The 25,919-nt window shown below is 37.6% G+C and carries 24 protein-coding genes and 1 tRNA gene; 19 read left to right on the top strand and 6 right to left on the bottom strand.

Features of this window, described 5'->3' with window-relative positions:
• The first annotated feature begins 1 nt into the window (after position 1).
• The 3 genes from gloA (at position 2) to rpmE (ending at position 1,998) form a co-directional block, all read left to right on the top strand.
• Positions 2 to 403, top strand: coding sequence for a lactoylglutathione lyase (gloA, locus tag V5M36_RS10785; RefSeq protein WP_338558835.1), 402 nt, complete (start codon positions 2 to 4; stop codon positions 401 to 403).
• A 172-nt stretch (positions 404 to 575) separates the two neighbouring features.
• Positions 576 to 1,562 (top strand): bile acid:sodium symporter family protein, encoded by a 987-nt coding sequence (locus V5M36_RS10780; protein ID WP_338558833.1) that lies wholly within the window; start codon positions 576 to 578, stop codon positions 1,560 to 1,562.
• 211 nt (positions 1,563 to 1,773) lie between these two features.
• Positions 1,774 to 1,998 (top strand): 50S ribosomal protein L31, encoded by a 225-nt coding sequence (gene rpmE / locus V5M36_RS10775; protein ID WP_338558831.1) that lies wholly within the window; start codon positions 1,774 to 1,776, stop codon positions 1,996 to 1,998.
• A gap of 222 nt (positions 1,999 to 2,220) precedes the next feature.
• On the opposite strand, the gene V5M36_RS10770 is transcribed toward rpmE, so the two are convergent.
• The 3 genes from V5M36_RS10770 to epmB are packed head-to-tail and all read right to left on the bottom strand — an operon-like array spanning position 2,221 to position 7,210.
• Positions 2,221 to 4,425, bottom strand: coding sequence for an EAL domain-containing protein (locus V5M36_RS10770; RefSeq protein ID WP_338558829.1), 2,205 nt, complete (start codon positions 4,423 to 4,425; stop codon positions 2,221 to 2,223).
• Positions 4,422 to 6,182 (bottom strand): GTPase, encoded by a 1,761-nt coding sequence (locus V5M36_RS10765; protein WP_338558826.1) that lies wholly within the window; start codon positions 6,180 to 6,182, stop codon positions 4,422 to 4,424. Before V5M36_RS10765 ends, V5M36_RS10770 begins: the two co-directional genes overlap by 4 nt.
• Positions 6,183 to 6,193: 11 nt before the next feature.
• Entirely contained in the window at positions 6,194 to 7,210 is a 1,017-nt protein-coding gene (gene epmB, locus V5M36_RS10760; RefSeq protein WP_338558824.1) for an EF-P beta-lysylation protein EpmB, read from the bottom strand.
• A gap of 70 nt (positions 7,211 to 7,280) precedes the next feature.
• On the opposite strand from epmB, the gene efp reads away from it, so the two are divergent.
• The 7 genes from efp (at position 7,281) to V5M36_RS10725 (ending at position 14,502) form a co-directional block, all read left to right on the top strand.
• A complete protein-coding gene (gene efp / locus V5M36_RS10755; RefSeq protein WP_338558822.1) occupies positions 7,281 to 7,850 on the top strand; it encodes an elongation factor P in 570 nt (189 codons plus the stop codon).
• A 173-nt stretch (positions 7,851 to 8,023) separates the two neighbouring features.
• Positions 8,024 to 10,117 carry a carbon starvation CstA family protein gene (locus tag V5M36_RS10750; RefSeq protein ID WP_338558820.1) on the top strand — a complete coding sequence of 698 codons (2,094 nt, stop codon included), beginning with the start codon at positions 8,024 to 8,026 and terminating at the stop codon, positions 10,115 to 10,117.
• Complete coding sequence (locus V5M36_RS10745; protein WP_338558818.1) at positions 10,114 to 10,416, top strand: YbdD/YjiX family protein; 303 nt, start codon at positions 10,114 to 10,116, stop codon at positions 10,414 to 10,416. The genes V5M36_RS10750 and V5M36_RS10745 overlap by 4 nt, the downstream gene beginning before the upstream one ends.
• A gap of 88 nt (positions 10,417 to 10,504) precedes the next feature.
• Complete coding sequence (locus V5M36_RS10740) at positions 10,505 to 11,467, top strand: AAA family ATPase (RefSeq protein WP_445206270.1); 963 nt, start codon at positions 10,505 to 10,507, stop codon at positions 11,465 to 11,467.
• A gap of 12 nt (positions 11,468 to 11,479) precedes the next feature.
• Positions 11,480 to 12,385, top strand: coding sequence for a DUF58 domain-containing protein (locus tag V5M36_RS10735; RefSeq protein WP_338558813.1), 906 nt, complete (start codon positions 11,480 to 11,482; stop codon positions 12,383 to 12,385).
• A gap of 1 nt (position 12,386) precedes the next feature.
• Positions 12,387 to 14,393, top strand: coding sequence for a transglutaminase family protein (locus V5M36_RS10730; protein WP_338564158.1), 2,007 nt, complete (start codon positions 12,387 to 12,389; stop codon positions 14,391 to 14,393).
• A gap of 32 nt (positions 14,394 to 14,425) precedes the next feature.
• Positions 14,426 to 14,502: transfer RNA gene (locus tag V5M36_RS10725), tRNA-Val, on the top strand.
• A 216-nt stretch (positions 14,503 to 14,718) separates the two neighbouring features.
• On the opposite strand, the gene V5M36_RS10720 is transcribed toward V5M36_RS10725, so the two are convergent.
• From V5M36_RS10720 to pcaU, 3 genes are all read right to left on the bottom strand, one after another.
• Positions 14,719 to 15,408: a hypothetical protein gene (locus V5M36_RS10720; protein WP_338558811.1), complete on the bottom strand. Its 690-nt coding sequence runs from the start codon at positions 15,406 to 15,408 to the stop codon at positions 14,719 to 14,721.
• Between the two features lie 2 nt (positions 15,409 to 15,410).
• The gene (locus tag V5M36_RS10715) at positions 15,411 to 16,589 is read right to left on the bottom strand and encodes a ComEA family DNA-binding protein (protein ID WP_338558809.1); all 1,179 of its coding nucleotides are present in this window, start codon (positions 16,587 to 16,589) and stop codon (positions 15,411 to 15,413) included.
• Between the two features lie 238 nt (positions 16,590 to 16,827).
• Positions 16,828 to 17,652, bottom strand: a complete 825-nt coding sequence (gene pcaU / locus V5M36_RS10710; protein WP_338558806.1) for an IclR family transcriptional regulator PcaU — start codon at positions 17,650 to 17,652, stop codon at positions 16,828 to 16,830.
• A 284-nt stretch (positions 17,653 to 17,936) separates the two neighbouring features.
• On the opposite strand from pcaU, the gene V5M36_RS10705 reads away from it, so the two are divergent.
• Genes V5M36_RS10705 through pcaG form a run of 9 tightly spaced genes read left to right on the top strand, consistent with a single transcriptional unit; the run spans position 17,937 to position 25,881 of the window.
• Positions 17,937 to 18,608 (top strand): 3-oxoacid CoA-transferase subunit A, encoded by a 672-nt coding sequence (locus V5M36_RS10705; protein WP_338558803.1) that lies wholly within the window; start codon positions 17,937 to 17,939, stop codon positions 18,606 to 18,608.
• A 22-nt stretch (positions 18,609 to 18,630) separates the two neighbouring features.
• Complete coding sequence (locus V5M36_RS10700) at positions 18,631 to 19,296, top strand: 3-oxoacid CoA-transferase subunit B (RefSeq protein ID WP_338558800.1); 666 nt, start codon at positions 18,631 to 18,633, stop codon at positions 19,294 to 19,296.
• Positions 19,297 to 19,306: 10 nt separating this feature from the next.
• Complete coding sequence (pcaF, locus tag V5M36_RS10695; RefSeq protein ID WP_338558797.1) at positions 19,307 to 20,512, top strand: 3-oxoadipyl-CoA thiolase; 1,206 nt, start codon at positions 19,307 to 19,309, stop codon at positions 20,510 to 20,512.
• Between the two features lie 16 nt (positions 20,513 to 20,528).
• The gene (gene pcaB, locus V5M36_RS10690) at positions 20,529 to 21,887 is read left to right on the top strand and encodes a 3-carboxy-cis,cis-muconate cycloisomerase (protein WP_338558795.1); all 1,359 of its coding nucleotides are present in this window, start codon (positions 20,529 to 20,531) and stop codon (positions 21,885 to 21,887) included.
• Positions 21,884 to 22,672 carry a 3-oxoadipate enol-lactonase gene (gene pcaD / locus V5M36_RS10685; RefSeq protein WP_338558792.1) on the top strand — a complete coding sequence of 263 codons (789 nt, stop codon included), beginning with the start codon at positions 21,884 to 21,886 and terminating at the stop codon, positions 22,670 to 22,672. The genes pcaB and pcaD overlap by 4 nt, the downstream gene beginning before the upstream one ends.
• A 38-nt stretch (positions 22,673 to 22,710) precedes the next feature.
• Positions 22,711 to 24,066: an MFS transporter gene (locus V5M36_RS10680; protein WP_338558790.1), complete on the top strand. Its 1,356-nt coding sequence runs from the start codon at positions 22,711 to 22,713 to the stop codon at positions 24,064 to 24,066.
• A 12-nt stretch (positions 24,067 to 24,078) separates the two neighbouring features.
• Positions 24,079 to 24,483 (top strand): 4-carboxymuconolactone decarboxylase, encoded by a 405-nt coding sequence (gene pcaC / locus V5M36_RS10675; RefSeq protein WP_338558788.1) that lies wholly within the window; start codon positions 24,079 to 24,081, stop codon positions 24,481 to 24,483.
• A gap of 24 nt (positions 24,484 to 24,507) precedes the next feature.
• Positions 24,508 to 25,233, top strand: coding sequence for a protocatechuate 3,4-dioxygenase subunit beta (gene pcaH / locus V5M36_RS10670; protein WP_338558786.1), 726 nt, complete (start codon positions 24,508 to 24,510; stop codon positions 25,231 to 25,233).
• 18 nt (positions 25,234 to 25,251) lie between these two features.
• Positions 25,252 to 25,881: a protocatechuate 3,4-dioxygenase subunit alpha gene (gene pcaG, locus V5M36_RS10665; protein ID WP_338558784.1), complete on the top strand. Its 630-nt coding sequence runs from the start codon at positions 25,252 to 25,254 to the stop codon at positions 25,879 to 25,881.
• The last annotated feature ends 38 nt before the right edge of the window (positions 25,882 to 25,919 follow it).

Here is a 25,919-nt window from a genome sequence, read left to right as displayed (position 1 = left end):
TATGCGAATGCTGCATACCATGTTACGTGTTGGTAATTTAGAAAAGTCACTTCAATTTTATACAGAAGTGTTGGGCATGACTTTACTGCGTAAACGTGATTATGAAGAAGGGCGTTTTACTTTGGCTTTTGTCGGTTATGGCGATGAAGAAAACCATACTGTATTAGAACTCACACATAACTGGGATACATCAAGTTATGAGCTTGGAAATGCTTATGGTCATATCGCAATTGGTGTCGACGATGCATATCAAGCGTGTAGTGACATAAAATCACGTGGCGGCAACGTCGTCCGTGAAGCTGGACCTATGAAAGGGGGCGTAACAGTAATTGCTTTTGTTGAAGATCCAGATGGTTATAAAATTGAACTAATTCAATTGGATAAAGATGCTCGAAATAATTAATTCGTAATATTTATTTGAACAATCATTAATTTAGGAAATAGTGAACATTTTAATCTAATGTTCACTTTATTTGTAAAGCTCAGTAAGATGGTTAATCACACGATCAACCCTGAACACTGGGCTTTTTTCATGCCTAAAAATACACTGGTTTACACCATATAAAACTCAAGGAATGAATATGTTGAAATTTTTGGCATTAGATCGTTTTACCATTTTGTTATTTATCATGGTGATATTAGCCAGTGTTGTGCCTGTTTCTGGACAAGCTGCAGACATATTTGGAGTGTTGACCACCATTGCAATAGCGATCTTATTCTTCTTGCATGGCGCAAAGCTTTCTCGTCAAGCGGTCCGAGAGGGGATTATGCATTGGAGATTGCATACACTAGTTTTCGTTATCACATTTGCTTTATTTCCTATACTGGGGCTGATGGCAAAACCGATTCTTTTACCTGTGTTGGGCACTGAATTGTATTGGGGCTTTTTGTTTATGTGTTTTCTGCCTTCAACTGTTCAGTCATCCATTGCATTTACTTCGGTGGCAAAAGGAAATGTTGCAGCAGCAGTGTGTAGTGCATCGTTCTCAAATATTATCGGCATGTTTATCACACCGGTTTTAGTGATGTTCTTTATTCTTGGGCAAAGCAGTCATGACTTTGATCCAACCTCAGCGATTATAAAAATTACGTTACTTTTATTGGTTCCTTTTATTTTAGGTCAAATTTTAAGACCTTATGTATTCCCACACATGCAGCGTTTACCCACACTGGTCAAAACCTTTGATCAAGGCTCTATTTTAATGGTGGTATATGGTGCTTTTAGTGGCGCCGTCGTGGCAGGCTTATGGAAAGAGGTGAGTGTTGAAACGTTATTGTGGCTAACATTGGCTTGTTCTGTTTTATTGACGATTGTCATGTTACTTTCGCTATATATTCCTAAATGGTTAGGTTTTAATACCTCGGATCAGACTGCAATTTTCTTCTGTAGTTCTAAGAAAACCTTAGCCAGTGGTGTGCCCATGGCGCAGATTTTATTTATTGGTCAACCTTTGGGGATGATCGTTTTACCGATCATGATTTTCCACCAAATTCAGCTGATGGTGTGCAGTATTATTGCCAATTATTGGTCGAAAAAGTATAAAACTGAACTTGATGAATAACTCGCTATATCAAAAAAATTGGAGTATAATTCTGTCCACTTGTTGCGCTTAGCCCTGACGGTAGCCGTCTCGGTGGGCCAAAAGAATGGTCTGTTGTGGTGTTGATCTGCTTATTTTTATCGTTAAAGTTAAAAATTTGCCATTTCCTCAATATTGAGAGTGATCAATTGCGATGACAGCTAAACCTTCTTAATTAAATGGAGAATCGACCATGCGTGCCGATATTCACCCAAAATACGAAACTTTAGTTGCTACTTGTTCATGTGGTAACGTAATCGAAACTCGTTCAGCTCTTGGTAAAGAAACAATGTACCTAGACGTATGTTCAGCTTGCCACCCATTCTACACTGGTAAGCAAAAGAATGTGGACACTGGCGGTCGTATCGACAAGTTCAAACAACGTTTTTCTGGTATGTCACGTTCTATCAAACGTTAATACGAGAAAACAAAAAAAACAGGCTTTATGCCTGTTTTTTTTCGTCTAAAATTTATTTAAATCAAAAAGACAGTTTTATTCAACCTCTTTCATAGATGAATAAATGATCATTGAGTGGTAATACATTGAGATGTAAAAATACCTTTTCCCTTTGGGAGAATATTAGAATGATGGAATACTCATGATTATTGCGCTTTGTGAATAATGACTTATGAAAGAAGTCTATTGATCTTGTATATCTGTTAAATGATCAAGTTTCTTTTGGAAATAATCACCTTGTAAAAATCGAACATCAACATTCCATGCATTCGCAAAGCTGTCCATATCGTGAAGACCTTTCAAAAGAATTTGAAGCGGTCGAACTGCATTATATTCCTGAATCTGCTTTTGTAATTGATTTAAACCTTGTTCGAAATTAAGCATTTCGGTAAAGGTTTCATCCAAAGTAAAAAGATTAATATTTGTTTTATGCAGAATCGTTTGGCTTGCAGAGGCTGAGCCAAAATTTCGAATAGCGACATCTACACCCTTATTCTTTAATAACTGAATGCTTTGACTGGTGATTGATAAATGTTGAACAAAGTTTTCTTCATCAAATTGTAAAATAATGGGTTTGGTTGCTTTACTACCGATAATGCTGATTAACTTTTCAAGCAGACCAATTAAATGTGGGGGTGCTAATAAGATATGATAATTTAAATTAATAATCAGTTTTGCTTCAGGATACTGCGTAATAAAATTATGCAGCTGTTTAGATGACTCCACTAAAATCCAACGATCAATTTTAATCGACAATTCAGGATTTTGATCAAGTTCTGTTAAATCTGTGATCGAGATCCATTGGTCTTTATAAACAAAACCACAACTGACTTCATAGGTATTTAAACTGGTATCTTCTTTATCATAAATCTGTTGATATTTTAACTGAATTTGATTGAGATCTAGAGCTTGTTGTAATTCAGAGAGCAGTAGTGCGTCATCAGGGTGATGATTGGGTACGAGGTCAATTTCAAACGCAGTTGTTTCTGAATCTTCATCTATATTTAAGCTTTCTAAGCCTTGAATAACGTCATCATTCATCAAGCTATGTTCGGATGAATTTGACACTGAATGAGTGATGAGTCTATTGTTATAAGCCAGTGTAATGATCTGCTCAAATGAATCTATATTAAACTTATCGTCATCAAACTTATTATCATCAAATTTATTGTCATCAAACATATTACCATCAAAAATATGGTAACCCAGTTTCACATGTTGAGGAAAATTTTGATTAGAAATGGTGACCAATTGAGGTTTTTCTAAAGCTTGTAAACCATATAAACGCGATTTTAAGACTTCCAATGTATCAGCCTGAATAATCGTCGCATAAAGTGCGATTTCAATTCTAAAAACTGTGTGATTGACTTGTTCACGAATAAGGTCTGACAGCTTTTCAAAATAAGTTTTAAAAATTTTCCAATCAGCAGTAAGAATACTGTCAGGACAGCTGGATAAACTAAAAACCACCAAGGCATTGAACTTTGCCGGATGATGGTCTAAAAAAAGATTCATTTTATCGAGCACGTTCTGGAAAGAATTATTATGACGCGTGTTAACTTCGTCAATAAGATCCAAAGAATTTTCGATAACAGTTGAAGCTTGTTTAAAATCAACGATGATTTGGAGTGAATCTTCTTCTGTTGATGGATAAAACTCTATAATGAGAGGGCCTAAAGCGCGTATATTTATATTTTTGGATTCAATTTCAAATTGATTAGAATCAAAATCACCCTTTGAAACACGTTTAAAATGCTTTTTAAAATCATTTAAATTTACAGGCTGTAGAATATCCAATAAAGGTAGGCCAATAATACTGCTGTCATCCTCTAATCCAAAAAGATTTAAATAAGCTTGGTTGACTTCTATATGGATGCCTTCTTGCAGTATGGCTATCGCTTTATTTTCTTTCTCAGCTATTTCAATTTTTTCCAATTGAGCTTTGAGTAAATCATTTTCAAGGATGTTTTGATATTCTAAGGCGCGGTAATAGTTTAACCCGCGCATAATTGAAATATAAAAACGCTCTGGATATTCGAGATTTAATATCTCATAAACACCTTGTGCGATATAGTTTTTATAGAGATCTTCGGATTGTTCATGGTGTTCTAAAACAAATAAAGGAGTATTAACTGTTTGTTTATCTTTCATTGTGCTGATGACTTGATCAAATGTGCAGTCATCAGAATGAGCGAAAATAATTAAATCCCAGGGGGAGTTGAGTTGTTTTTCGAAAGTCGTTAAATCATCAATTTGAATTGCATGGATAGCGTGATTTTGATTCTTGAAAATATTCAATATTTGATTAAATCGAATTTGATGATCATCAATAACTAAAATTCGTGTAACTGATTGTTTTAAAGATTGATTGAACAATAAGTTTCTCACTTTAATGCTTCCCATACATCTTGATGACTATTGGATTCTACTGAATATTGTGCAATGAATTGTTCAATTAAAAGATATTGTTCATCATCCAATAACTCAAAATCCATTTGAATAAAACTTTGCGTAATTAAAAGGTTTTTCAGTAAATGAATTTTAATATCGTGTTCATTTAATCTTAAATGTGCTGAAAGTTGCTCTTTGAACAAAGGTGAGTTAGGTAGAATTAAACTTGATTGTTTTTGCTCAATGTTTTGATTTTGAATCAATAAGCACGGTTGATAAGTGAAGTTTTTACGATCTGTGAAAACTTTAACCGCACAAGGATAAACATCTTGGCCAATAATTTCTAAACCTAACTCAAAACTTGAATTAATAGATTGTTTTATCCAACGAATAACACCACCTTTCCATTTGTTATTGATACTTTCATTCATCAAAATAAATTCACCAGTCCGTAGATGATTGGGTGCTTCTTGATCGATCCATCTCACACGAAAACCATTAATACTCATATCAAGTACTTGGCTTTGATAAATTTTATTCGATTGTTGATCAAGAGGATTTATTTGCTTATTTTGTTTATATTGATTTTCTGAATCAATAAAATATGAATCAGAAGCAAGCATTGAGTTGGTCAGTTGCACAGGAGGAAGTTTTAATGTTTCTTGAAAATTCTGTGCTTTAGAAAGATAAAAGTGTGCAGTTAAGAGTCCAAAACCAATTTGAAGTTGTGCTGAATATTCATAACGTTCGTGGCGTCTTTCACTATTTGAACCTAAAACATTTTGTGCATGAAATTTTAAGGGCGCTGATAAGTAGGCCTTTTCATTTTTAGAAAGATATTCGTTTTCTTTTTGGATGGTCAGATTGATATGTTCAAGTAAATTTTGTGTCGCAATATATATGTTGGGCTTAAAACTTTCATGTTGCTTACGATTATAAACAGGGGGATGGTCTTTAGTCGTATCAATAATATAACGTGATAGCGTATTTTCACGAGTTAAAATATTAACTTTTTGTGCCCAGTCCAAAGTACATTGATACAAAGCGTATATTTCAGAAGGTCGAATTTGATGCGTATTGAAAATTTCTAACAACAGAACTTGTGCATAAGACTGCTGAATATTTTTAATGATATGGTGGGTGCCTTGTAATTGGTTAATATTGATGAGATGTTCTTGATTTTTTAGAGATAAATCATAGAGAAAATGCGTCATTAACCATTGATTTGAAAAAGCAGAACTATAAAGCATCTGTTGCTGAACCAGGAGTAAACCCAATTGTTCTAAGGCGTAATAGGTCGAAAGTATTCGCGCTGTTTTTAAGTTTTTATTTTGTTTAAATTTAAATAAGGAAAATTTTTGTTGCTTAAGTTGTTGCTCACTGCGCTGCGCAATATCGATATAAATATCTGCAAAAAAAGTACGTAATCGAGTGGTTAACTCAATGATGTCTCTATTTCTATCGGAGTGAAATAGGCCTTGATTCAGAAATTTTTTTTCAAGGTTATTTAGAATGTTTTCAATTAAAGGGTGTAAAGCTTGGATCAGATCAAAACGAAGTGTTTCAGTACACTTTAATTCAGCAATTTCGTAAAGTGCTTTAAAGATAACTTCTGTTGTATCGCCCAATTGTGAAATTGACAGTTTAGAAGACCATCGAGTTATTGCATCTGGGGTTGCATCAGAAAAACTTAGCTGCTCTCTATTTAATGCTGTAGGGTACTGAAAAATATCTGATATTTGTGCCTGATCCATTTGCCGAGTCTCTAAAAAGTTGCAACTCCAAAAAGCGGTGTCTTATTCTTTTCGCCCGCTATTTCCCTGACGAGTTTGGGTACTAAATATCCGGGTAATCCGGCAAGTACGTCTTGATAAATTTGATCAATTCTTTCACTGTTTAAATCAAAATGATGCGCACCTTTGACCTTATCTAAAACATGTAGATAGTATGGCAAAATACGAGCTTCAAATAAACGATGACTTAAATTAATCAATGTTTCAGCAGAATCATTTACGTTTTTGAGTAAGACCGCTTGATTGAACACTAAAATGTTTTGCTCAACCAATTGTGATAATTTTAAGCAGGTAAAATCATCTAATTCTGCAGCATGATTTGAGTGTATCACTAGTATTATACGTAGCCTACTGTTTTTTAATAAGGAAACTAGCTCATCGTCAATACGGTTGGGGATGACGACGGGCACACGAGAATGGATTCTTAAAATTTTAATATGTTCAATCGATTCTAATCTTTCGATCCAAAGCGCGAGTTTACGATTCGATAAAGTCAGTGGATCACCACCACTTAAAATGACCTCATTAATTTTTGTTTGTTGATTTAGATATTCTTTGATGTTAAGCCAGTCATCATTTTTAGGTAAATTTTCTTGATAAGGGAAATGACGACGAAAGCAATATCGACAATGCACTGCACATGCGCCTGTAAGTGTCAGTAAAAATCTAGATTGGTATTTATGTAAGACACCGGGCAAATGATTGGCAGCTTCTTCATCTAAAGGATCAGTGACATAGCCCGCATGTTCTTCAAGCTCTAGATGATGTGGAAGCACCTGAAGTAGTAAGGGATCGAGTGGATCACCGACTTTCATTTTTCCGACGAAAGCACGGGGTACGCGTAGTTTGAATTGTTCCGAGGCTAGAATTGCCCCTGATAACAGCTGATCGGGAGAGAGTTTAAGTGTTTCAAGCAATTCTAAAGGGTCAGTAATTAAGTCACTGAGTTGAGATTGCCAGTTTTGCTCTTGATACAAATAGTTTATCATGCCGCATGTAAAAAATAATGCTAGTCTAGCATTAATAGATTTAAGTTAGTAAGTTTGGAGCGAGCCTTACATGGCCAATTATTCTACAAATGACTTTAAGCAAGGCCTTAAAGTGATGCTTGACGGTAACCCATGTTCAATCATGGAAAATGAATATGTAAAACCTGGTAAGGGTCAAGCATTCAACCGTGTTAAGTTACGTAACCTTCGTAGCGGTAAAGTTTTAGAAAAAACTTTTAAATCGAACGAAACTTTAGAAGCTGCAGATATTCTAGAAGTTGAAATGGAATATCTTTATAACGACGGCGAACTTTGGAACTTTATGGATCCGGTGAGCTTCGAACAAATTGCAGCAGATAAAGTTGCAATGGGTGATGCTGCTAAATGGTTGAAAGATGATTCAAATGAAAAATGTACGATCATGTTATTTAATGGCGTGCCATTAAACGTGAGCGCACCTAATTTCGTGACCCTGAAAATTGTGGAAACTGATCCAGGTGTTCGTGGTGATACTTCAGGTGGTGGCGGTAAGCCAGCGAAATTGGAAACCGGTGCTGTAGTACGCGTTCCATTATTCGTACAGCAAGAAGAAAGTGTTCGTGTTGATACACGTACAGGTGATTATTTAGAACGTGCATAATGGTTTGAAAATAGACTATTATTGAAAGGGATGATGAAAATCATCCCTTTTTTTATGCCAAAGTATTAGATGAATAAAAACAGTTGAGGAGTAAAGTCGTAAGGGAAAACGGCAGTGTATCGAACAATAAAAATCAAGCTGATTTAACGCAATTTCAGAATGAAGGATGAGATATGGAACAGATACAAGAGAAGCCAAGCATGGTTTCCAAATTGATTTGGATTATAGTTGCTATTGTGGGGGCAGTATCTTTCGGGATTCTGGCCTTAAGTCGCGGTGAACATGTCAATGCAGTGTGGATGGTTTTAGCTGCTATTTGTGTTTACAGCATCGCATATAGATTTTATAGCTTATTCATCGCAACAAAAGTTTTTGAACTAAATTCACGTCGCTTAACACCCGCACATCGTCTAGCAGATGGTTTGGATTATGTACCCACCAATAGAAGTGTTCTCTTTGGACATCACTTTGCAGCCATTGCAGGTGCAGGTCCTTTAGTTGGTCCAATCCTCGCAGCGCAGATGGGTTATTTACCGGGAACCATTTGGTTATTGGTCGGGGTGGTACTTGCAGGTGCAGTTCAAGATTTCTTGGTCTTGTTTATTTCAACGCGTCGTGATGGGCGTTCTTTAGGTGAAATGGCAAAACAAGAACTGGGTTCTTTTGCTGGTGTTATTGTCATGCTCGGTGCACTTGGGGTAATGATCATTATCCTTGCTGTATTGGCGCTTGTGGTGGTTAAAGCACTAGCCAACAGTCCGTGGGGTGTGTTTAGTATCGCAGCGACTATACCAATTGCGCTGTTCATGGGCGTATATATGCGCTATATCCGTCCGGGTAAAATCGCAGAAGTCTCGATTATTGGTTTTGTGCTCATGATGATGGGGATCATCTATGGTGAAAACATTGCACAACATCCGTATTGGGGACAGTTATTCACCTTATCTGGTACGCAACTGACTTGGGCATTAATTGGTTATGGTTTTGTGGCTTCGGTATTGCCCGTTTGGTTGTTATTGGCACCGCGTGATTATTTATCAACATTCTTAAAAATTGGTGTAATTGCAGGTTTAGCGATTGGTATTTTATTCGCAATGCCTGAATTGAAAATGCCAGCAGTGACACATTTTATTGATGGTACTGGTCCAGTATTCTCCGGATCAATGTTCCCATTCTTATTTATTACGATCGCCTGTGGTGCTATTTCTGGTTTCCATGCCTTGGTCGCATCAGGTACGACGCCTAAATTGGTCAATAACGAAAAAGATATTCGTGTGATTGGTTATGGCGGTATGTTGATGGAATCATTTGTTGCCATCATGGCAATGATTTGTGCAACCATTTTAGACCCTGGTGTCTATTTTGCGATTAACTCACCCGCCGCTGTGATTGGTACTACGGTAGAAAGTGCAGCAGAGGCCGTGCGTACCCTTGGTTTTGTGGTGACGCCTGAAGCTTTGACCTTACTTGCGCAAGAAGTGGGTGAAAGCACGATTTTATCGCGTACAGGTGGTGCGCCGACCTTTGCGATCGGTATGGCACATATCATTACGGAAATTTTCAATAACCGTTCAATGATGTCTTTCTGGTATCACTTCGCGATTTTATTTGAAGCACTGTTTATTTTAACGGCAGTTGATGCGGGTACTCGTGCGTGTCGCTTCATGGTTCAAGATACAGTTGGTATCGTGATTCCTGCTGTGAAAAACTCAAAATCGTTTATTGGTAACTTAATAGGTACAGCAGTCGCTGTTTCGGGTTGGGGCTTCTTCGTTTATCAGGGCGTGGTCGATCCACTTGGTGGGATTAACAGTCTATGGCCACTATTTGGTATTGGTAACCAAATCTTAGCGGCGATGGCGCTCATGTTGGGTACCGTCATCCTATTTAAGATGAAAAAAGAAAAATATGTTTGGGTCACTATCGTTCCGACCATTTTCTTATTTATCACTGCCATGACAGCGGGTTGGCAAAAAATCTTCCATGAAAACCCTAAAATTGGTTTCTTGGCACAAGCGAATCGTTTCTCTGATGCGATTGCAAGTGGTGAAATTTTAAAACCTGCTAAATCGATTGCCGAGATGCAAACTATTGTGATCTCAAATCAAATCAACGCAGCACTCTGTGCATTCTTCATGATCGTGGCATTTGTGATGTTATTTGCTGCCATTAAAGTCATTCGTCGTGCATTGGCAAGTCCAACACCTACTGTTAATGAATCTGAAGCCATTTATGTGGATGAAGTACCTGCAGGAGAATTGAAATGAGTTTAAAAGATCAAATTCGTCAAAAATTGGCGATTGGGAAAATCATTAAATTCACAGTTTTAGCGCAACCCAAAAAGTTCCTGATGTTACAAGGACTGAAAACCATTCAAGTGATTTGGAAACGTTTGCAGCAAAGTTTTCGTTTGATGGTGGGTGTTCCAGATTATCAAACCTATCTTGAACATATGGCAAAGAACCATCCTGAACTCACTGCAATGGATGAAAAAACCTTCCATCGTTATTGTGTCGATGCAAGATATCCATCCGCAGGTGGTGGGATGAAAAAGTGCCCTTGTTAATTGATTCGCAAAGAATACTTTGATTTTTTTGGAAAAGCATAAAAACGGTGTATGTTAATCATACGCCGTTTTTTATTGGGGAGAGAACGTGATTTGGGGAATGAGTCGTGATCACAATAAGCAGAAGATACAACCACAGAATGATTTAGCAGATCAAATTTCACTGTATTCAGGAAAAATTTTACTGTTTTTAACGCAGGTCAATCAGATTATTTTAGATAAAGAGCAACAGACGCAATTGGCCTTATGTTCATTATTGGCTGGTGGACATGTGTTGTTTGAGGATTTACCTGGTTTAGGAAAAACTACTCTGGCCAGTGCGCTATCACATTTAGCAGGACTTCAATTTCAACGCATTCAATTTACCAATGATATGTTGGCCAGTGATGTGATTGGCGTGAATATGTTTAATCAAAAAGAACATCAATTTGAGTTTAAACAAGGTCCGATTTTTACCCAGATATTATTGGCGGATGAAATTAATCGCTGTAGTCCGAAAACGCAAAGTGCTTTGTTAGAGGCAATGGAAGAGGGTTATGCCACAGTCGATGGCGTTCGTTATGCTCTGCCACAACCATTTTGGGTGATTGCGACGCAAAACCCTATGTTTCAAAGTGGAACTTACGCCTTACCCGAATCGCAGCTTGATCGTTTTTTGATGCGTCTTTCTTTAGGTTATCCATCACGCTATGCTGAAAAATTATTGCTGCAACAAGAGTCACGTTCTGCCTTAATCGCAACATTGATAAATGTTTTAAATGAGTCTGATATTTTGCAATTACAGGCTTTGGTGAATCAAATTTATGTGAGTGATGTTGTGCAGGATTATCTGTTAAATCTTGCTGAGGAAACCCGTAAAAACCGTCATGGTTTATCGACACGTGGATTATTGGCACTTAAACGTGCAGCACAAGCCTATGCTTTGATCCAGCAGCGACCATTTGTAACGGCTGATGATGTCCAAGCCGTTTTTGTTGCAGTTGCTTCGCACCGATTAGCGCTTAGTGAAGCTGAGACCTTAAAGATCATGCAGCAGGTTGCAGTCAGTTAAAGGAGTCATCTCTTGGGTAAAACTTGGCAAGACTGGCTCGCTCAACGATTTAAGTTTGATCGGGAAAAGACACTGTCACAAAAGGATGTGTTGATTTTTATCTATAAACACGGCTATTTGTATTTGGTCCTAATTTTAATCACTTTTGTGGCAGGGATTAATTATGCCAACAATCTGATTTTAGGTTTCTGTTTCTTAATCAGCGCCGTATTGTGCATGAGTTTTTATCTGACCTTTAAGCAATTACATGCTTTAAAAATCGAGATACATGCTGATGAAGTAGGACAGGTTGGAGAACAGTTGCAATTTAATCTGTACTTTGAACAGGCAGCCATTCAACCTCGTTATTTATATATTCAAGCGGACCAACAAATTTATAAATTGTATTTTACTGAATATAAAAAACAATTCAGCATTCCGATTGAAGCCGTCCAGCGTGGACAATTAAATTATCCGGTAATACGTATTTATTCGATTTATCCTTTCGGATTAATTCGTGCATGGAGTTATTTCTATCATCATAAAACAGCGTGGATTGCTCCGAAATCTGTATTTTATACTGCTGAAAATAAACAGCACCAGCAAAGTTTTAAGTTAGAAATGGATGAGTTTCGTGAATTGCGTAATTATCAAATGGGTGATTCATTGCATGCGGTGTCTTGGAAGCAAGCAGCACGTGGGCAGGGCTTATACATCAAAGTTTTTGAGCAATTTCAAGAGCAACAGCATATAGAAATTCACTACGACCATATGCCAAGTCAATCGCATGAAGAGAAATTAGAACTGATGATGGGCTTGGTCGAACAATGTGAGCAGCAACAATGTGCTTACAGTGTGCATTTACCACAAGCTGAATTGGCACAAGACCGAGGTAATTTACAATTGAGTCAAGTTAAACGCTTATTGGCTCAGGCCTAATATAATGAATAGCAGTCTGCGTATTTCGATTGTATTGAGTTTAAGCTTGATTCTATTGGCACAAATACTCTTGCTGCCGATTCTCCTCAGCCTGATTTTTATCGTGATTATTTGCAGTGTTTGGATCTGTTTAAAACGCCAAAAGACGATGCCGAAAACAGGCATATTCATGCTGACTGCTTTGGCACTGTTGAGTATTTATTTTCATTATCAAAGTTTTTTGGGTATTGAAGCTGGTGTTGCTACGCTTTCAACTTTTTTATTTGCTAAAGCGCTGGAGACGAAAAGCAAACGTGATCTGATTATTTTATTTAATTTTGCATTATTTGTTGCTGCTAGTTCATTTTTATTGAGCCAATCCTTTGTCATGGCCGTAGCTGTTTTCTTATGTTTATTGAGCTGTTTGATTGGTTTATATCGTATTCAAAGCAGTGAGTTTAAAGCAGATCATCAACAACAAATCGCTGCACTTAAACAAGATGCCAAACATGTTGGAAAATTGGTGCTACTGGCACTGCCATTTTTTATTGTCTTATTCATATTTTTCCCAAGATTGCCACCACTCTGGCATATTCCAATCCCTGAAAATAAAGGAATAACGGGCATTAGTGACAGGATGTCTCCTGGTGATATTGCTGAACTCTCTCAATCTTCAGCTTTAGCATTCCGAATTCTAGGCGATATGACTCAGTTACCGTCACGCAAAGAATTGTATTGGCGCGCACTGGTATTGGATGAGTATGATGGGCAAACGTGGAGCAGTAACTTTGTAAATCAACAGCCTTTGCTTTTTAAAGCGCAAGATCGAGATACCTTCTCAGAGCGCTGGGAATATCAATATCTTGCAGCTGATCCATCTGTACTTTGGATCATGGGATTGGAGAAATCCTTGCCTCTTGAACCACGTTTTTACACTCGTCAGGATGGAGGGATTGCACCAGATCGTTTAAGACAACGTAGTCAGCCGATTCATTTACGCTGGGTGGGTGGAAAAGCACAATCTATACAGCAGTCTAATTTTATTCAACGATTAAATACACGCGTCCAAAGGAATTACGATCCGAAAGCACAGCAGCTCGCGCAACAACTTTGGGATCAAAGCCAGCATCAACCGCAGTTATACATTCAAAAAGTATTGAATTGGTATCAGCAAAATAATTTTATTTATACATTAGCACCTGGAGTTCTCGGACAGCATCGGATTGATGATTTCTTGTTTAATTCCCGCCAAGGGTTTTGTGAACATTATGCATCAAGCTTTGTGATGCTGATGCGTTATGTAGGCATACCTGCACGTGTTGTTACGGGTTATCAGGGTGGGCAATTGGCGCCTGATACTAAAAGCTGGGAAGTCAGACAATTAGATGCGCATGCTTGGACGGAAGTCTTCATTAATCAACAATGGCAGCGTATAGACCCGACCAGCATAATTGCACCACAACGCATTGATGACGGAATGCAAAATGCTCTGACACAAGATACTCGTATTTTGGGAGAGAATTCGACGTGGAATGTGCAACGTTATGCCATGTTAACCCAGTTAAGAGTATGGAGTGATTATGCGAGCTATCAATGGCAAAATAAGATTGTCGGATACGATACGGATTCACAGCAAAGTTGGTTGGCAAAGTTAGGTTTAAATTCATCTTATGCCATGATAGTGATTTTAGTTGGTAGTATTTTAGGCTTGGTCGCAGTCTATTTTTTATGGATTTATTTAAAGACTCGTCAGAAAATTTCATCTCTTGATCGCGCTATTTTAAAGTTCAATAAAAGCTTGGTAGATGAATTAAAGCAACAGTATGCAGAAACATTTTCTCAATGGATGTTACGTTTAAGTGGGCAGGTTGATCAAAAAGATCAGGCTGTTTTTATACAAGCAAAACAATTATTTGAACAAATAAAGTATGCGCAAAATTTGGAAAAACCTCAGGATGTTCAAAAATTTAACATTTTGCTTAAAAACTGTACGTGCATTTTGAAAAAGCATGAAAAGGGCTTGTCATAACTTTCAAAAATGAATAATATGCCAAGCATTCTAGGTGTATAGCTCAGTTGGTTAGAGCGCTACGTTGACATCGTAGAGGTCAGCAGTTCGAGTCTGCTTATACCTACCAAAATTTAAAGCATTATTTTATAAGGGTTTTAAGCGAAAACATTAGCTTAAAACCCTTTTTTATTGCTTACTGTAAAGTGTTCTAGTATAAGTTTTGGGACTGTACTAGATTAGCAAAGGTACTAGTCTATATTTACGAAGCTGGGTAGTATAGATTAAGCAAAATTAACTTATATGCTTAAAATAAAAATATTAAAATTGATGACATCCTCTCTTATTAATCGATCCTATCCATATTTAGTAACTCAATAGCATTTGCTCGTTCTAAATAGTAGCGGAGAATAAATGCAATCAGAAATACCCAAATAGTATAAATAATTAATAAAAAAGGGAACGTAGTAATATATTCAATATTAGGTATATGACTATAATCTCTATGATAGATATATAACATGTAAGTCATTGCTGGTAGTGTGAATAAGAAGTACGCTCTTGGTGACCAATTATTAATGATTTCAGCTTGTTCTTTTGTCATCCGAATAGAACAATTTGCATTTAATGCAAGTATTTTTTGATGTGGAATAAAAATTAATTTTTTCTTACATCGGTTATATTTTTTTACAGCTTTCTTAGGATCGATAAAACTATTTAAATATTGTAACTTATCTAAATCTGTTTCTTTGGTTTTCAAATATTGTTGTAAGGATAAAACATTTAATCTGTATTTAAATTTGTCTTTAGTAATTTGATTAATTGAATCATTACTAATTATTTCATTAAATTTAGTTATGTCTTTATCTATTTTCCATGATCTGAAATTGAAAGCAGTAAAAATGTGCTGAACAATACCTGATTTGAAAACATAGTTGTATATAAATACAACAACAATAAATATCCCTAAAATATTTCCAAGTTGAACACCTAATAATTGTTGAAAAATTGATAGTTCTTTATCTAAATTTATCATTATTAAAACTCAAAAACTTCTTTTGCTGTTTCTAAGGTTTTAGGTCCAACACCTTTTACTGCTTTAAGTTGCTCTATAGTCAAACCTTCATTATTTACACGTGCAATGACAATAGCTTTTGCTATATCACGCTTCACATTAAGTAAAGCTTCTATTTCATCTAAAGTAACAGTTTTAATAGAGGGTTTTGTCATTTTGGAAGTAGCAGAAGGGTCTAAGTAATCCAGTAGATCGGCAAGCATCAAGTACATATGGAAAATGGCTTTAGTCGCTTCAAGTTGGGTTACTTCATCATGTACACCTTTATTAGCGAGCTTATTCGTTTTTTCTAACCAGAAACCTAAATAATCTACATGAGTTTGAGCTATTAATTTATTGCTATCAGATTGAATAGCTTCGCTCATAAATTGCCATAAGCGATTTACGAACTGATTCTGTTTGAATGTTCTGTTCCCAATTTTAAGATCACTGGCTGGATATAATTCATCAGCAAGACTTTCTAGAAGACGTCTACATGTAGTAAGGGCATGAGACCATTCTTCTTTATTATCTGAAGATACTGATTTAAAAGCCAACATTAGCTGTTCAGCTATTTCAGGGTTTAAGTCGAGTAATCTGTCATCGACTGCACTTTTTAAAAGGTCAAAACTGGATGTAATTGTTCCTGAAAATTTAAGTTTATCGTGTAATTCTGATAGATATTTATAAGCTGCATTTTTTATATAATTTAAGTGTATGCTTAATTTTATTTTAGTTCTTACCCCATCATGGATACGATTATTTTTTATAAGCCCTTCAAGTGTTTGTTCAATAAAATTGATAGAGTTTAAACCGCCATGGTTTTCAGAAGTTTTCATACTATATTCTGGACTAATATGAGTTTCATAATCTATTCCAATTAGAGCTAAACGATCTACTAGATCGTGTACTTGAGAAAAGTCATGCTCTGCAGCAGGAAGCTGAGAAATTTCATGGATTTTATATAAAACTTCTTGAACAGGTTTTTTATAAATAGGATTGCCAAGTTGTAACTCTGCCCAAGCATAAATACTTTCTTCATTTAAAAGCTTAGCCGCTCTTGATAGTTTTTGTACTCCAACAGCCACACTTCCTTTGGCAGACTCTAATTCCTTTAAACCTTCCTCAACAATCTTCAACGCTTCAGCTTTCTTATCCGCCACAAACAACCCCAAACTCTAATTATTAGAAATAAATTTATGTTAAGTATATAACATGATTGACTTATCTTGAGTATTTAACAAACTAAGGCATGATCATAAATGTTTGAAAAATTTCTTTAGTTGTCTAATGTCAAATTTATTGTAAAAAGTAAACTCTCAATCATACGTATATATTTATGCCATTCATCAATTAAATCATTTGTTGGATAGTAAGAACTTTTATAATCTATGATTTTAGTTAAATCACATTCCTTAATTCACGCGAAGTTTCTAAGAGTAATGGCATAATTTGTTGAACCAAATATTCTTTCGTTGTTTTTGTTGTAGGGGAAACAATATTTAATGCTGCAACAATATTGCCTTTTGGTCCATATATAGGAACAGCAAGAGCATGAACACCTAATTCATGTTCTTCACTGGAATAACACCAATCTTGTTCCTTGATTTCCTCAAGAATTTTTATAAAGGAACTGTTGTCTGTGCAGCTAAATTTGGTTAAGCGTTTTAATGGATATTTTTCCAACCATTTTTTTTGCTCATCTAACTCTAAGTGTGCCAATAAAATTTTACCCGCTGATGTTGCGTGTGCAGGCAATCGGTTTCCTAAATGGAGCCCATAAGGATTGACTCGATCTGATTGTTGGTGAGCCGCACTTCGAGCGATAGTAATTGCTTCATAACCATCTAAAACCATCACTGAATAAATAAGCGATGTTTGAGTGGTAAGTAAATTCAATAAGGGTTGGCAAATTTTAGGAAGTTGCGAGCCACTCAGGTAAGATCCTGAAAACTTTAATATTTTTGGGGTTAAGTAATAATAATATCCATCAAATTCTAAATATCCCAAATATTCAAGCGTCAGTAAATGTCTACGCGCTGCTGAGCGCGTCATTCCTGTTTTTTCAGCGGCAATACTGCTATTTAAACGATGACGTTCAGACCCAAAACAATCCAAAATTGCCATACCTTTGCTAATACCCGCAATAAAATCTTCATGTCGAATATTTTTTTGATTATCTGGGTTTTGCAAAACCTTTTTAGATTTTAATTTAGCCTCACTCATAAATTAACCTTTGTATTTAGCTGATCAAACATAATTGAGAGTAAATGAATATCGATACAGTATAGTCAAAAATTATAACAATTGTTCGATCATCGAACTGAAGTTCTGTATATCGAACATAATTGTTGTTTTATAGTAGATGTTGGTTCAAAAAAAATGAAAAATGAATAAATGGAATTCTAAGGAAAACACTCGGGATTGAGTGATTCAATTTTAAATTTATTAATTCATCCTGAGCATTAGTTTTCATCCTTATTCATGCAATATACAGACGGAGTTGTCTAATGATTGATAAAAGTGCTCACTCATTAACCGAAGCCTTATTTCAAGTAAAGGACGGCTCAACCATTATGATTGGCGGTTTTGGTACAGCAGGACAACCTGCTGAACTGATTGATGGCTTAATCGAACTCGGCATTAAAGATCTAACGATTGTGAATAACAATGCAGGCAATGGCGACTATGGATTAGCCAAACTCCTTAAAGCTGGTGCTGTCCGTAAAATGATTTGTTCTTTCCCACGTCAATCTGATTCTTATGTTTTTGATGAGTTATATCGTGCAGGAAAAGTGGAACTTGAATTGGTTCCTCAAGGCAATCTTGCTTGTCGTATTCAAGCTGCTGGTATGGGCTTAGGCCCAGTTTACACCCCGACAGGTTTTGGTACTTTACTCGCAGAGGGTAAACCGACCATGAATTACGAAGGTAAAGACTATGTCCTTGAAAATCCAATACGTGCTGACTTTGCTTTAATCAAAGCACAACAAGGCGATCGTTGGGGTAACTTGGTGTACCGCAAGTCTGCACGTAACTTTGGCCCAATTATGGCGATGGCAGCTGATGTGACCATCGCACAAGTGGCTGAAGTAGTAGAGTTAGGTGATTTAAATCCCGAACATATCATCACTCCAGGTATTTTTATACAGCACGTTATTGCTGTGAAATCTGTTCAGTAACTTAGATACGGAGATCAATACAATGAATTATACCAAATTAAACCGTGATCAAATTGCTGAACGTGTTGCACAAGATATCCCAGATGGCGCTTATGTCAATTTAGGCATTGGATTACCGACCAAGATTTCAAATTATTTACCATCTGACAAAGACGTGTTTTTGCATTCTGAAAATGGATTGTTGGCTTTCGGTCCATCACCCGCCAAAGGCGAAGAAGATTCAGAGCTAATCAATGCAGGTAAAGAATTCGTGACCTTATTGGATGGTGGTGCATTCTTCCATCATGGTGACTCATTCGCAATGATGCGTGGTGGTCACTTAGATATTGCCGTGCTTGGTGCATTTCAAGTGGCTGAAAATGGTGACCTTGCCAATTGGCATACTGGTGCGCCTGATGCTATTCCTGCAGTGGGTGGCGCAATGGATTTAGCCGTGGGTGCAAAAAAAGTATTCATTACCACAGATCACGTCACCAAAAAAGGCGAGCCGAAGATTGTTGCTGAATTAGCTTATCCTGCAACAGGTTTGAAATGTGTTGACCGTATTTATACTGATTTATGTGTGATTGATGTGACCCCTGAAGGCATGAAAGTGATTGAGAAAGTTGAGGGTTTAACTTTTGATGAATTACAAACTTTGACAGGTGCAAAGCTCATTGATGCCACTATTTCTTCGACAAAAGGTTAAGGAAAATCCCATGAAAAATGCCTATATCGTAGATGCCATTCGTACTCCATTTGGACGTTATGCTGGTGATTTAGCACCGATTCGTGCCGATGACTTAGGGGCTTTACCGATTAAAGCATTGATGGAACGTAATCCATCAGTGAACTGGAAATTAATTGATGACGTGATTTATGGTTGTGCCAACCAAGCAGGTGAAGACAACCGTAATGTCGGTCGTATGTCTGCACTTTTGGCAGGTGTGCCTTATCAAGTCCCTGCAACGACGGTGAATCGTTTGTGTGGTTCATCGATGGATGCGATAGCAATGGCTGCACGTGCGATTAAAGCAGGTGAAGCGGATCTGATTATCGCTGGTGGTGTGGAATCAATGAGTCGTGCCCCATTGGTGATGGGTAAATCTGAAGGCGCTTATGGTCGTAGACAGAAACTTGAAGATACCACCATGGGTTGGCGCTTCATTAATCCTAAGCTCAAAGAAATGTATGGCGTTGAGACTATGCCACAAACGGCTGAAAACGTCGCAGAACAATTTGGCATCAATCGTGCGGATCAAGATCAATTTGCATTGGAAAGTCAGAAACGTACAACAGTTGCTCAAGAAAAGGGTTTCTTTGATCGAGAAATCATTCCTGTGGTGATTCCACAACGTAAAGGTGAAGCTGTTGTTATCAACAAAGATGAACATCCACGTGCATCGACTACGCTTGAAGCATTAAACAAACTAAAACCTATAGTTAAAGCTGAGGGGACTGTAACAGCAGGCAATGCATCAGGGATTAATGATGGTGCAGCAGCACTCCTCATTGCTTCCGATGATGCTATTGCTAAATATGGTTTAAAAGCACGTGCCAAAATTATTGGTGCGACAACAATAGGTGTTGAACCACGAATTATGGGTTTTGCACCTGCACCTGCGATAAAAAAACTTTTGGCTCAAACAGATTTAACGCTTGATCAGATGGATGTGATTGAACTGAATGAAGCATTTGCAGCACAAGCATTAGCAGTCACGCGTGACCTAGGTTTGGCTGATGGTGCAGAGCATGTTAATCCAAATGGTGGTGCAATTGCGTTAGGTCATCCACTCGGTGCTTCAGGTGCACGTTTGGTCACGACGGCATTGAATCAACTTGAAGCAACAGGTGGAGAATATGCCTTGTGTTCTATGTGTATTGGTGTGGGGCAAGGTATCTCTCTCATTATTCAACGGATTTAGATAAAGGAATATTGTCATGAGCCACTTATATGCAAGTTTATTTTACCAAGCAGAGGTGACTGAAATTTTCAGTGATCAGGCTTTGCTCAAATACATGATTCATGCTGAAGTGGCTTTAGCAAAAGCACAAGCGAAAGTTGGTGTCATTCCAGAATCTGCTGCAGCAATCATTGCTGATGTTGCAGATACTCAAGGCATTCAAACCATTAATTTTGAGAGTCTTGCAACAGCAGCAGGATTAGCAGGCAATATCGCAATTCCATTTGTGAAACAGTTTACTGCCGCAATAAAAGCTGTAGATGAAGATGCAGCTCGTTATGTACATTGGGGTGCAACCAGTCAAGATATTTTGGATACAGCATGTATTTTACAGGCGAGAGATGCTTTAACAATTATCGAAGTTCAATTAAATAAAGCTTATGCAGCAGCGATTGAATTGACCGAAAAGTATCGTGATCAAGTCATGATGGGAAGAACGTGGTTACAACAAGGTTTGCCTATTACGTTTGGTCATAAAGCTGCACGTTGGGCAGATAGTTTTCAGCGTGATTTAGAGCGTTTAGAGCAAATGAAAAGTCGTGTGCTGACCGCTCAATTCGGTGGTGCAGTAGGTTCATTGGCTTCACTGTTAGATCAAGGGTCAGAAGTAGTTGAAGCTTATGCAATTCAGCTTAACTTGAATGCTGCAATCTGCACGTGGCATGGCGAGCGGGATCGTATTGTTGAAATTGCAAACTTTCTGGCTATTGTTGTGGGAAATACAGGAAAAATGGCGCGTGATTGGTCATTGATGATGCAAACAGAAATTGCAGAAGTCTTTGAACCAACAGCAAAAGGTCGTGGTGGTTCATCAACCATGCCGCATAAGCGTAATCCTGTAGCTGCAGCATCCATATTGGCAGCAGCTAATCGTGTACCTGCACTGATGTCGAGTATTTATCAAAGTATGGTGCAAGAGCATGAACGTAGTTTGGGTTCTTGGCATGCAGAATGGTTGTCGTTACCTGATATTTTTAATCTTTGCGCAGGCTCATTAGAACGTACAGTTGAGGTGCTACAAGGGCTAGAAGTTAATGCTCAAAACATGCAGCGCAATATTGAAACCACGCAAGGTTTAATTATGGCAGAAGCTGCCATGATGGCATTGGCCCCAAAAATCGGTCGTTTAAATGCCCATCATTTGGTCGAACAGGCATGTAAACAAGCTGTTGCAGAGCAGCGTCATTTGCAATCAGTTATTGGTGAAATGGATCAAGTTCAGCAATATTTTAATCGTGAGCAATTACAGCAGATTTTTAAACCAGAATCATATCTAGGAAATATACAAGATCAAATTGATGCTGTGCTTAAAGAGGCAAAAGGAGAGGCAAAGTGAATAACACAATAACCAATCGACAAGGAAAAATTATATCTATACAAGTTGATGGATCTGAAAATTTGCCTGTCATTATTTTTTCTAATTCTTTAGGTACTGATAAAGGGATGTGGGATCTGCAAGCAACATACTTTAAAGATAAATACAAAGTTGTGCGTTATGACACACGTGGTCATGGCAAAAGTGATGTGATTGATGACACAACTTTAGCTAATTTAGGCGAAGATGTAATCGATATTATGGATGCTTTAAACATTGGTAAAGCCCATTTTTGTGGCATTTCAATGGGAGGAATCACTTCGCTGTGGTTAGGAATTAATGCTGCTGACCGTTTTAAATCTATTACAGTTGCAAATTCTGCTGCAAAAATTGGTCAGGCTGATGCATGGACGAACCGTGCTGATACCGTTGAACAAAATGGTTTAGCTGATTTGGTCAAAACCACGCATACGCGTTGGTTTAGTGACAAGTTTGATTATGAAAATAATGCGTTAGCACAACAAACGATTCAAAGTTTAGCCACAACCCAGCCTAAAGGTTATGCCAATGCGTGTCGTGCTTTGGCATATGCCGATGTGCGCCATGAATTACCTGAAATTAAAATTCCAACTTTAGTGATTTGTGGCTTAAAAGACGCTGTTACCACAGTAGAAGATGGCGAATTAATTCAAAAAAATGTACAAAAATTTGAGTTTGTCAGTTTAAAAGGAGCTCATTTATCAAATATTGAGACACCCGATGAATTTAGCCAAGTGTTAGAAAATTTTATCGAAAAAAATCAATAAATTAATTAACAAAAGGATTTGGCCTTAAGGAGGCAACAATGGCGTTTCAGGATAGTTATACGCATAAATCAGGAATTGATGCGCAAGCATTAATAAATGACTCACCATTAAGTAAATATCAATGGCTTATTGCGATTGTCTGTTTCTTAATTGTTTTTGTAGATGGTATTGATACAGCAGCGATGGGATTTATTGCGCCTGCATTAGTCCAAGACTGGGGGATAGATCGTTCACAGCTTGGGCCTGTAATGAGTGCTGCATTGGGCGGGATGATTTTTGGTGCATTATTTTCTGGCCCTTTGGCTGACCGCTTTGGGCGAAAAATTGTTTTAGCTACATCCATGCTAATTTTTGGTGGTTTCACTTTAGCATGCGCTTATGCCAGTGATTTAGACAGCTTAGTCATCTTCCGTTTTTTAACGGGAATTGGATTAGGCGCAGCAATGCCAAATGCCACGACTTTATTTTCTGAATATTGTCCTGCACGTAGTCGTTCGTTATTGGTCACTTGTATGTTTTGCGGCTATAACTTAGGTATGGCTGTTGGCGGCTTCTTTAGTAGCTGGTTAATTCCAAACTATGGTTGGCACAGCTTATTTTTAGTGGGTGGTTGGTCTCCGCTCATTTTAATGTTCGTGGTGATCTTCTTTTTACCTGAGTCCTATCGTTACCTCATTTTAAAAGGGAATAAAACCGAAAAAGTTAAACAAATTTTAATCCGTATTGCTCCTGAAAAAGCAGCAAATGCAACAACATTTTACGTTCCTGAAGAACACTCTGAGAATAATCAAAAAAAAGGTGTCTTTGGTATCTTGTTTTCAAAAAAATATGCCAAAGGTACATTTTTACTTTGGTTTACCTATTTTATGGGCCTCGTGATTATTTATCTACTCACCAGTTGGTTACCGACATTAATGCGTGAAACAGGCGCAACGATGGAGCGTGCAGCATTTATTGGCGGACTATTCCAGTTTGGTGGCGTACTTAGCGCGTTATTTGTCGGATGGGCGATGGATCGTTTTAATCCAAACCGTGTCATCGCTGGTTTCTATTTCGCCGCAGGTATCTTTGCTTTCATTGTCAGCCAAAGCTTAGCAAGCCCAACATTACTGGCTATTTTTATTCTTTGTGCAGGTATGGCCGTAAATGGTGCCCAGTCTGCAATGCCAGTGCTCAGCACTCGTTTCTATCCAACCCAATGCCGTGCTACAGGTGTGGCATGGATGTCAGGTATTGGTCGTTTTGGCGCAGTATTTGGTGCATGGATTGGTGCAGTGTTACTTGGAAATAATTGGTCATTTAGCTCAATTCTCAGCCTGTTACTGATTCCAGCAACAGCGGCTGCATTGGCTATTCTTATTAAATCATTTGTTGCGCATACCGACGCAACTTAAGCGAGATCACTCATGAATGATGAAGAACGTTATACACAAGGCATTCAAGTTCGTAGCGAAGTGTTAGGCGAAAAGCACGTTGTACGTTCTTTAGAAAATTTAAATGATTTTAATGAAGATTTTCAAAATTTCATTAGCCGTTTTGCATGGGGCGAAGTCTGGTCACGTCCAGGTATGCCGCGTCATACCCGTAGTTTAGTGACCATCGCCATATTATTGGCCTTAGGTCGTAACGATGAATTACGTATGCATATTCGTGCCTGTTTTCACAATGGCGTAAGCAAAGATGACTTGAAAGAACTGTTTATTCATTCGTCTTTATATGCAGGTTTGCCTGCCGCCAATGCCGCAATGCACATGGCCGAAGAGATTTTTGAAGAGATGGGCATTGCGCCAGAAAAAATCGTTAAGGATTAGTACGGAATTTAAAGGAGAGATCACATGTCTCAAATTATTTGGGGAGCTTACGCGCAGCGTAATAGCGAAGACCATCCGCCAGCATATACGCCAGGTTATAAAACTAGTGTTCTACGCTCGCCAAAAAATGCGTTGATTGCAATTGGTGAAACCATTTCTGAAGTCACTGCACCACAGTTTTCCGCAGATCTGTTTGGGCCAAAAGACAATGATTTAATTTTAAACTGTGCCAAAGAAGGTTTACCTGTAGGTGAACGTGTAATTGTGCATGGTTATGTGCGTGATCAATTTGGTCGTCCAGTAAAAAATGCGTTACTTGAAGTTTGGCAAGCCAATGCTTCAGGTCGTTATCGTCATCCAAACGATCAATTTATTGGTTCGCTCGATCCTAACTTTGGTGGTTGTGGTCGCATGATGACTGATGAAAATGGATTTTATATTTTCCGTACGATTAAACCAGGTCCATATCCTTGGCGTAATCGTATTAATGAATGGCGACCTGCACATATTCACTTTTCATTGATTGCAGATGGTTGGGCACAACGTTTGATTTCTCAGTTCTATTTTGAAGGTGATACGTTGATAGACTCTTGTCCAATTCTCAAAACCATTCCATCAGAAGATCAACGTCGCGCACTTATTGCTTTAGAAGATAAAAGTAATTTTATTGAAGCAGATAGTCGTTGTTACCGTTTTGATATTACTTTACGTGGCCGCAGGGCGACTTACTTTGAAAATGAATTGCATTAATTGATGGAGTAAAAAAGTATGAAAGCATGGAATTTTGAAGAATTACACGAGACTCCATCTCAAACTGGTGGGCCATATGTACATATTGGATTGTTGCCTAATCAAGCAGGCATTGACGTCTTTGAAAATAATTTTAATAACGATTTAGTCAAAAATAATCCTCAAGGACAACGTATTCGTTTAGAAGGTCAGGTTTTTGATGGTATTGGTATTCCTTTGCGTGATGTTCTTGTCGAAATTTGGCAAGCAGATGCAAACGGCGTTTATCCAAGCCAAGCGGATTTTCAAGATAAGCATGTCGATGAAAACTTTCATGGATGGGGACGTGCGGGTGCAGATTTTAAAACAGGCGTGTGGTATTTCAACACGATTAAGCCTGGCACTGTTCCTGGTCGTAAAGCCTCTATTCAAGCTCCGCATATTAACTTGATCATTTTTGCTCGTGGCATTAATACGGGTTTAAATACGCGCGTTTATTTTGAAGATGAGACTGACGCAAATGCAAAAGATCCAGTACTAAATAGCATTGAATGGGAACCGCGTCGTGAGACTTTAATCGCTAAGCGTGAAGAACGTGATGGTGAAGTGGTTTATCGCTTTGATATTTATATTCAAGGCGATAAAGAGACAGTTTTTCTAGATATTTAATCAAAAAATATATTCAGGATATTCGGCAGTCCATATAT

The sequence above is a fragment of the Acinetobacter sp. KS-LM10 genome (assembly GCF_036896575.1).
Classification (GTDB): domain Bacteria; phylum Pseudomonadota; class Gammaproteobacteria; order Pseudomonadales; family Moraxellaceae; genus Acinetobacter; species Acinetobacter avistercoris.
The sequence above is the reverse complement of the archived record's forward strand: the minus strand, read 5'-3'. Positions and strand labels throughout refer to the sequence as shown.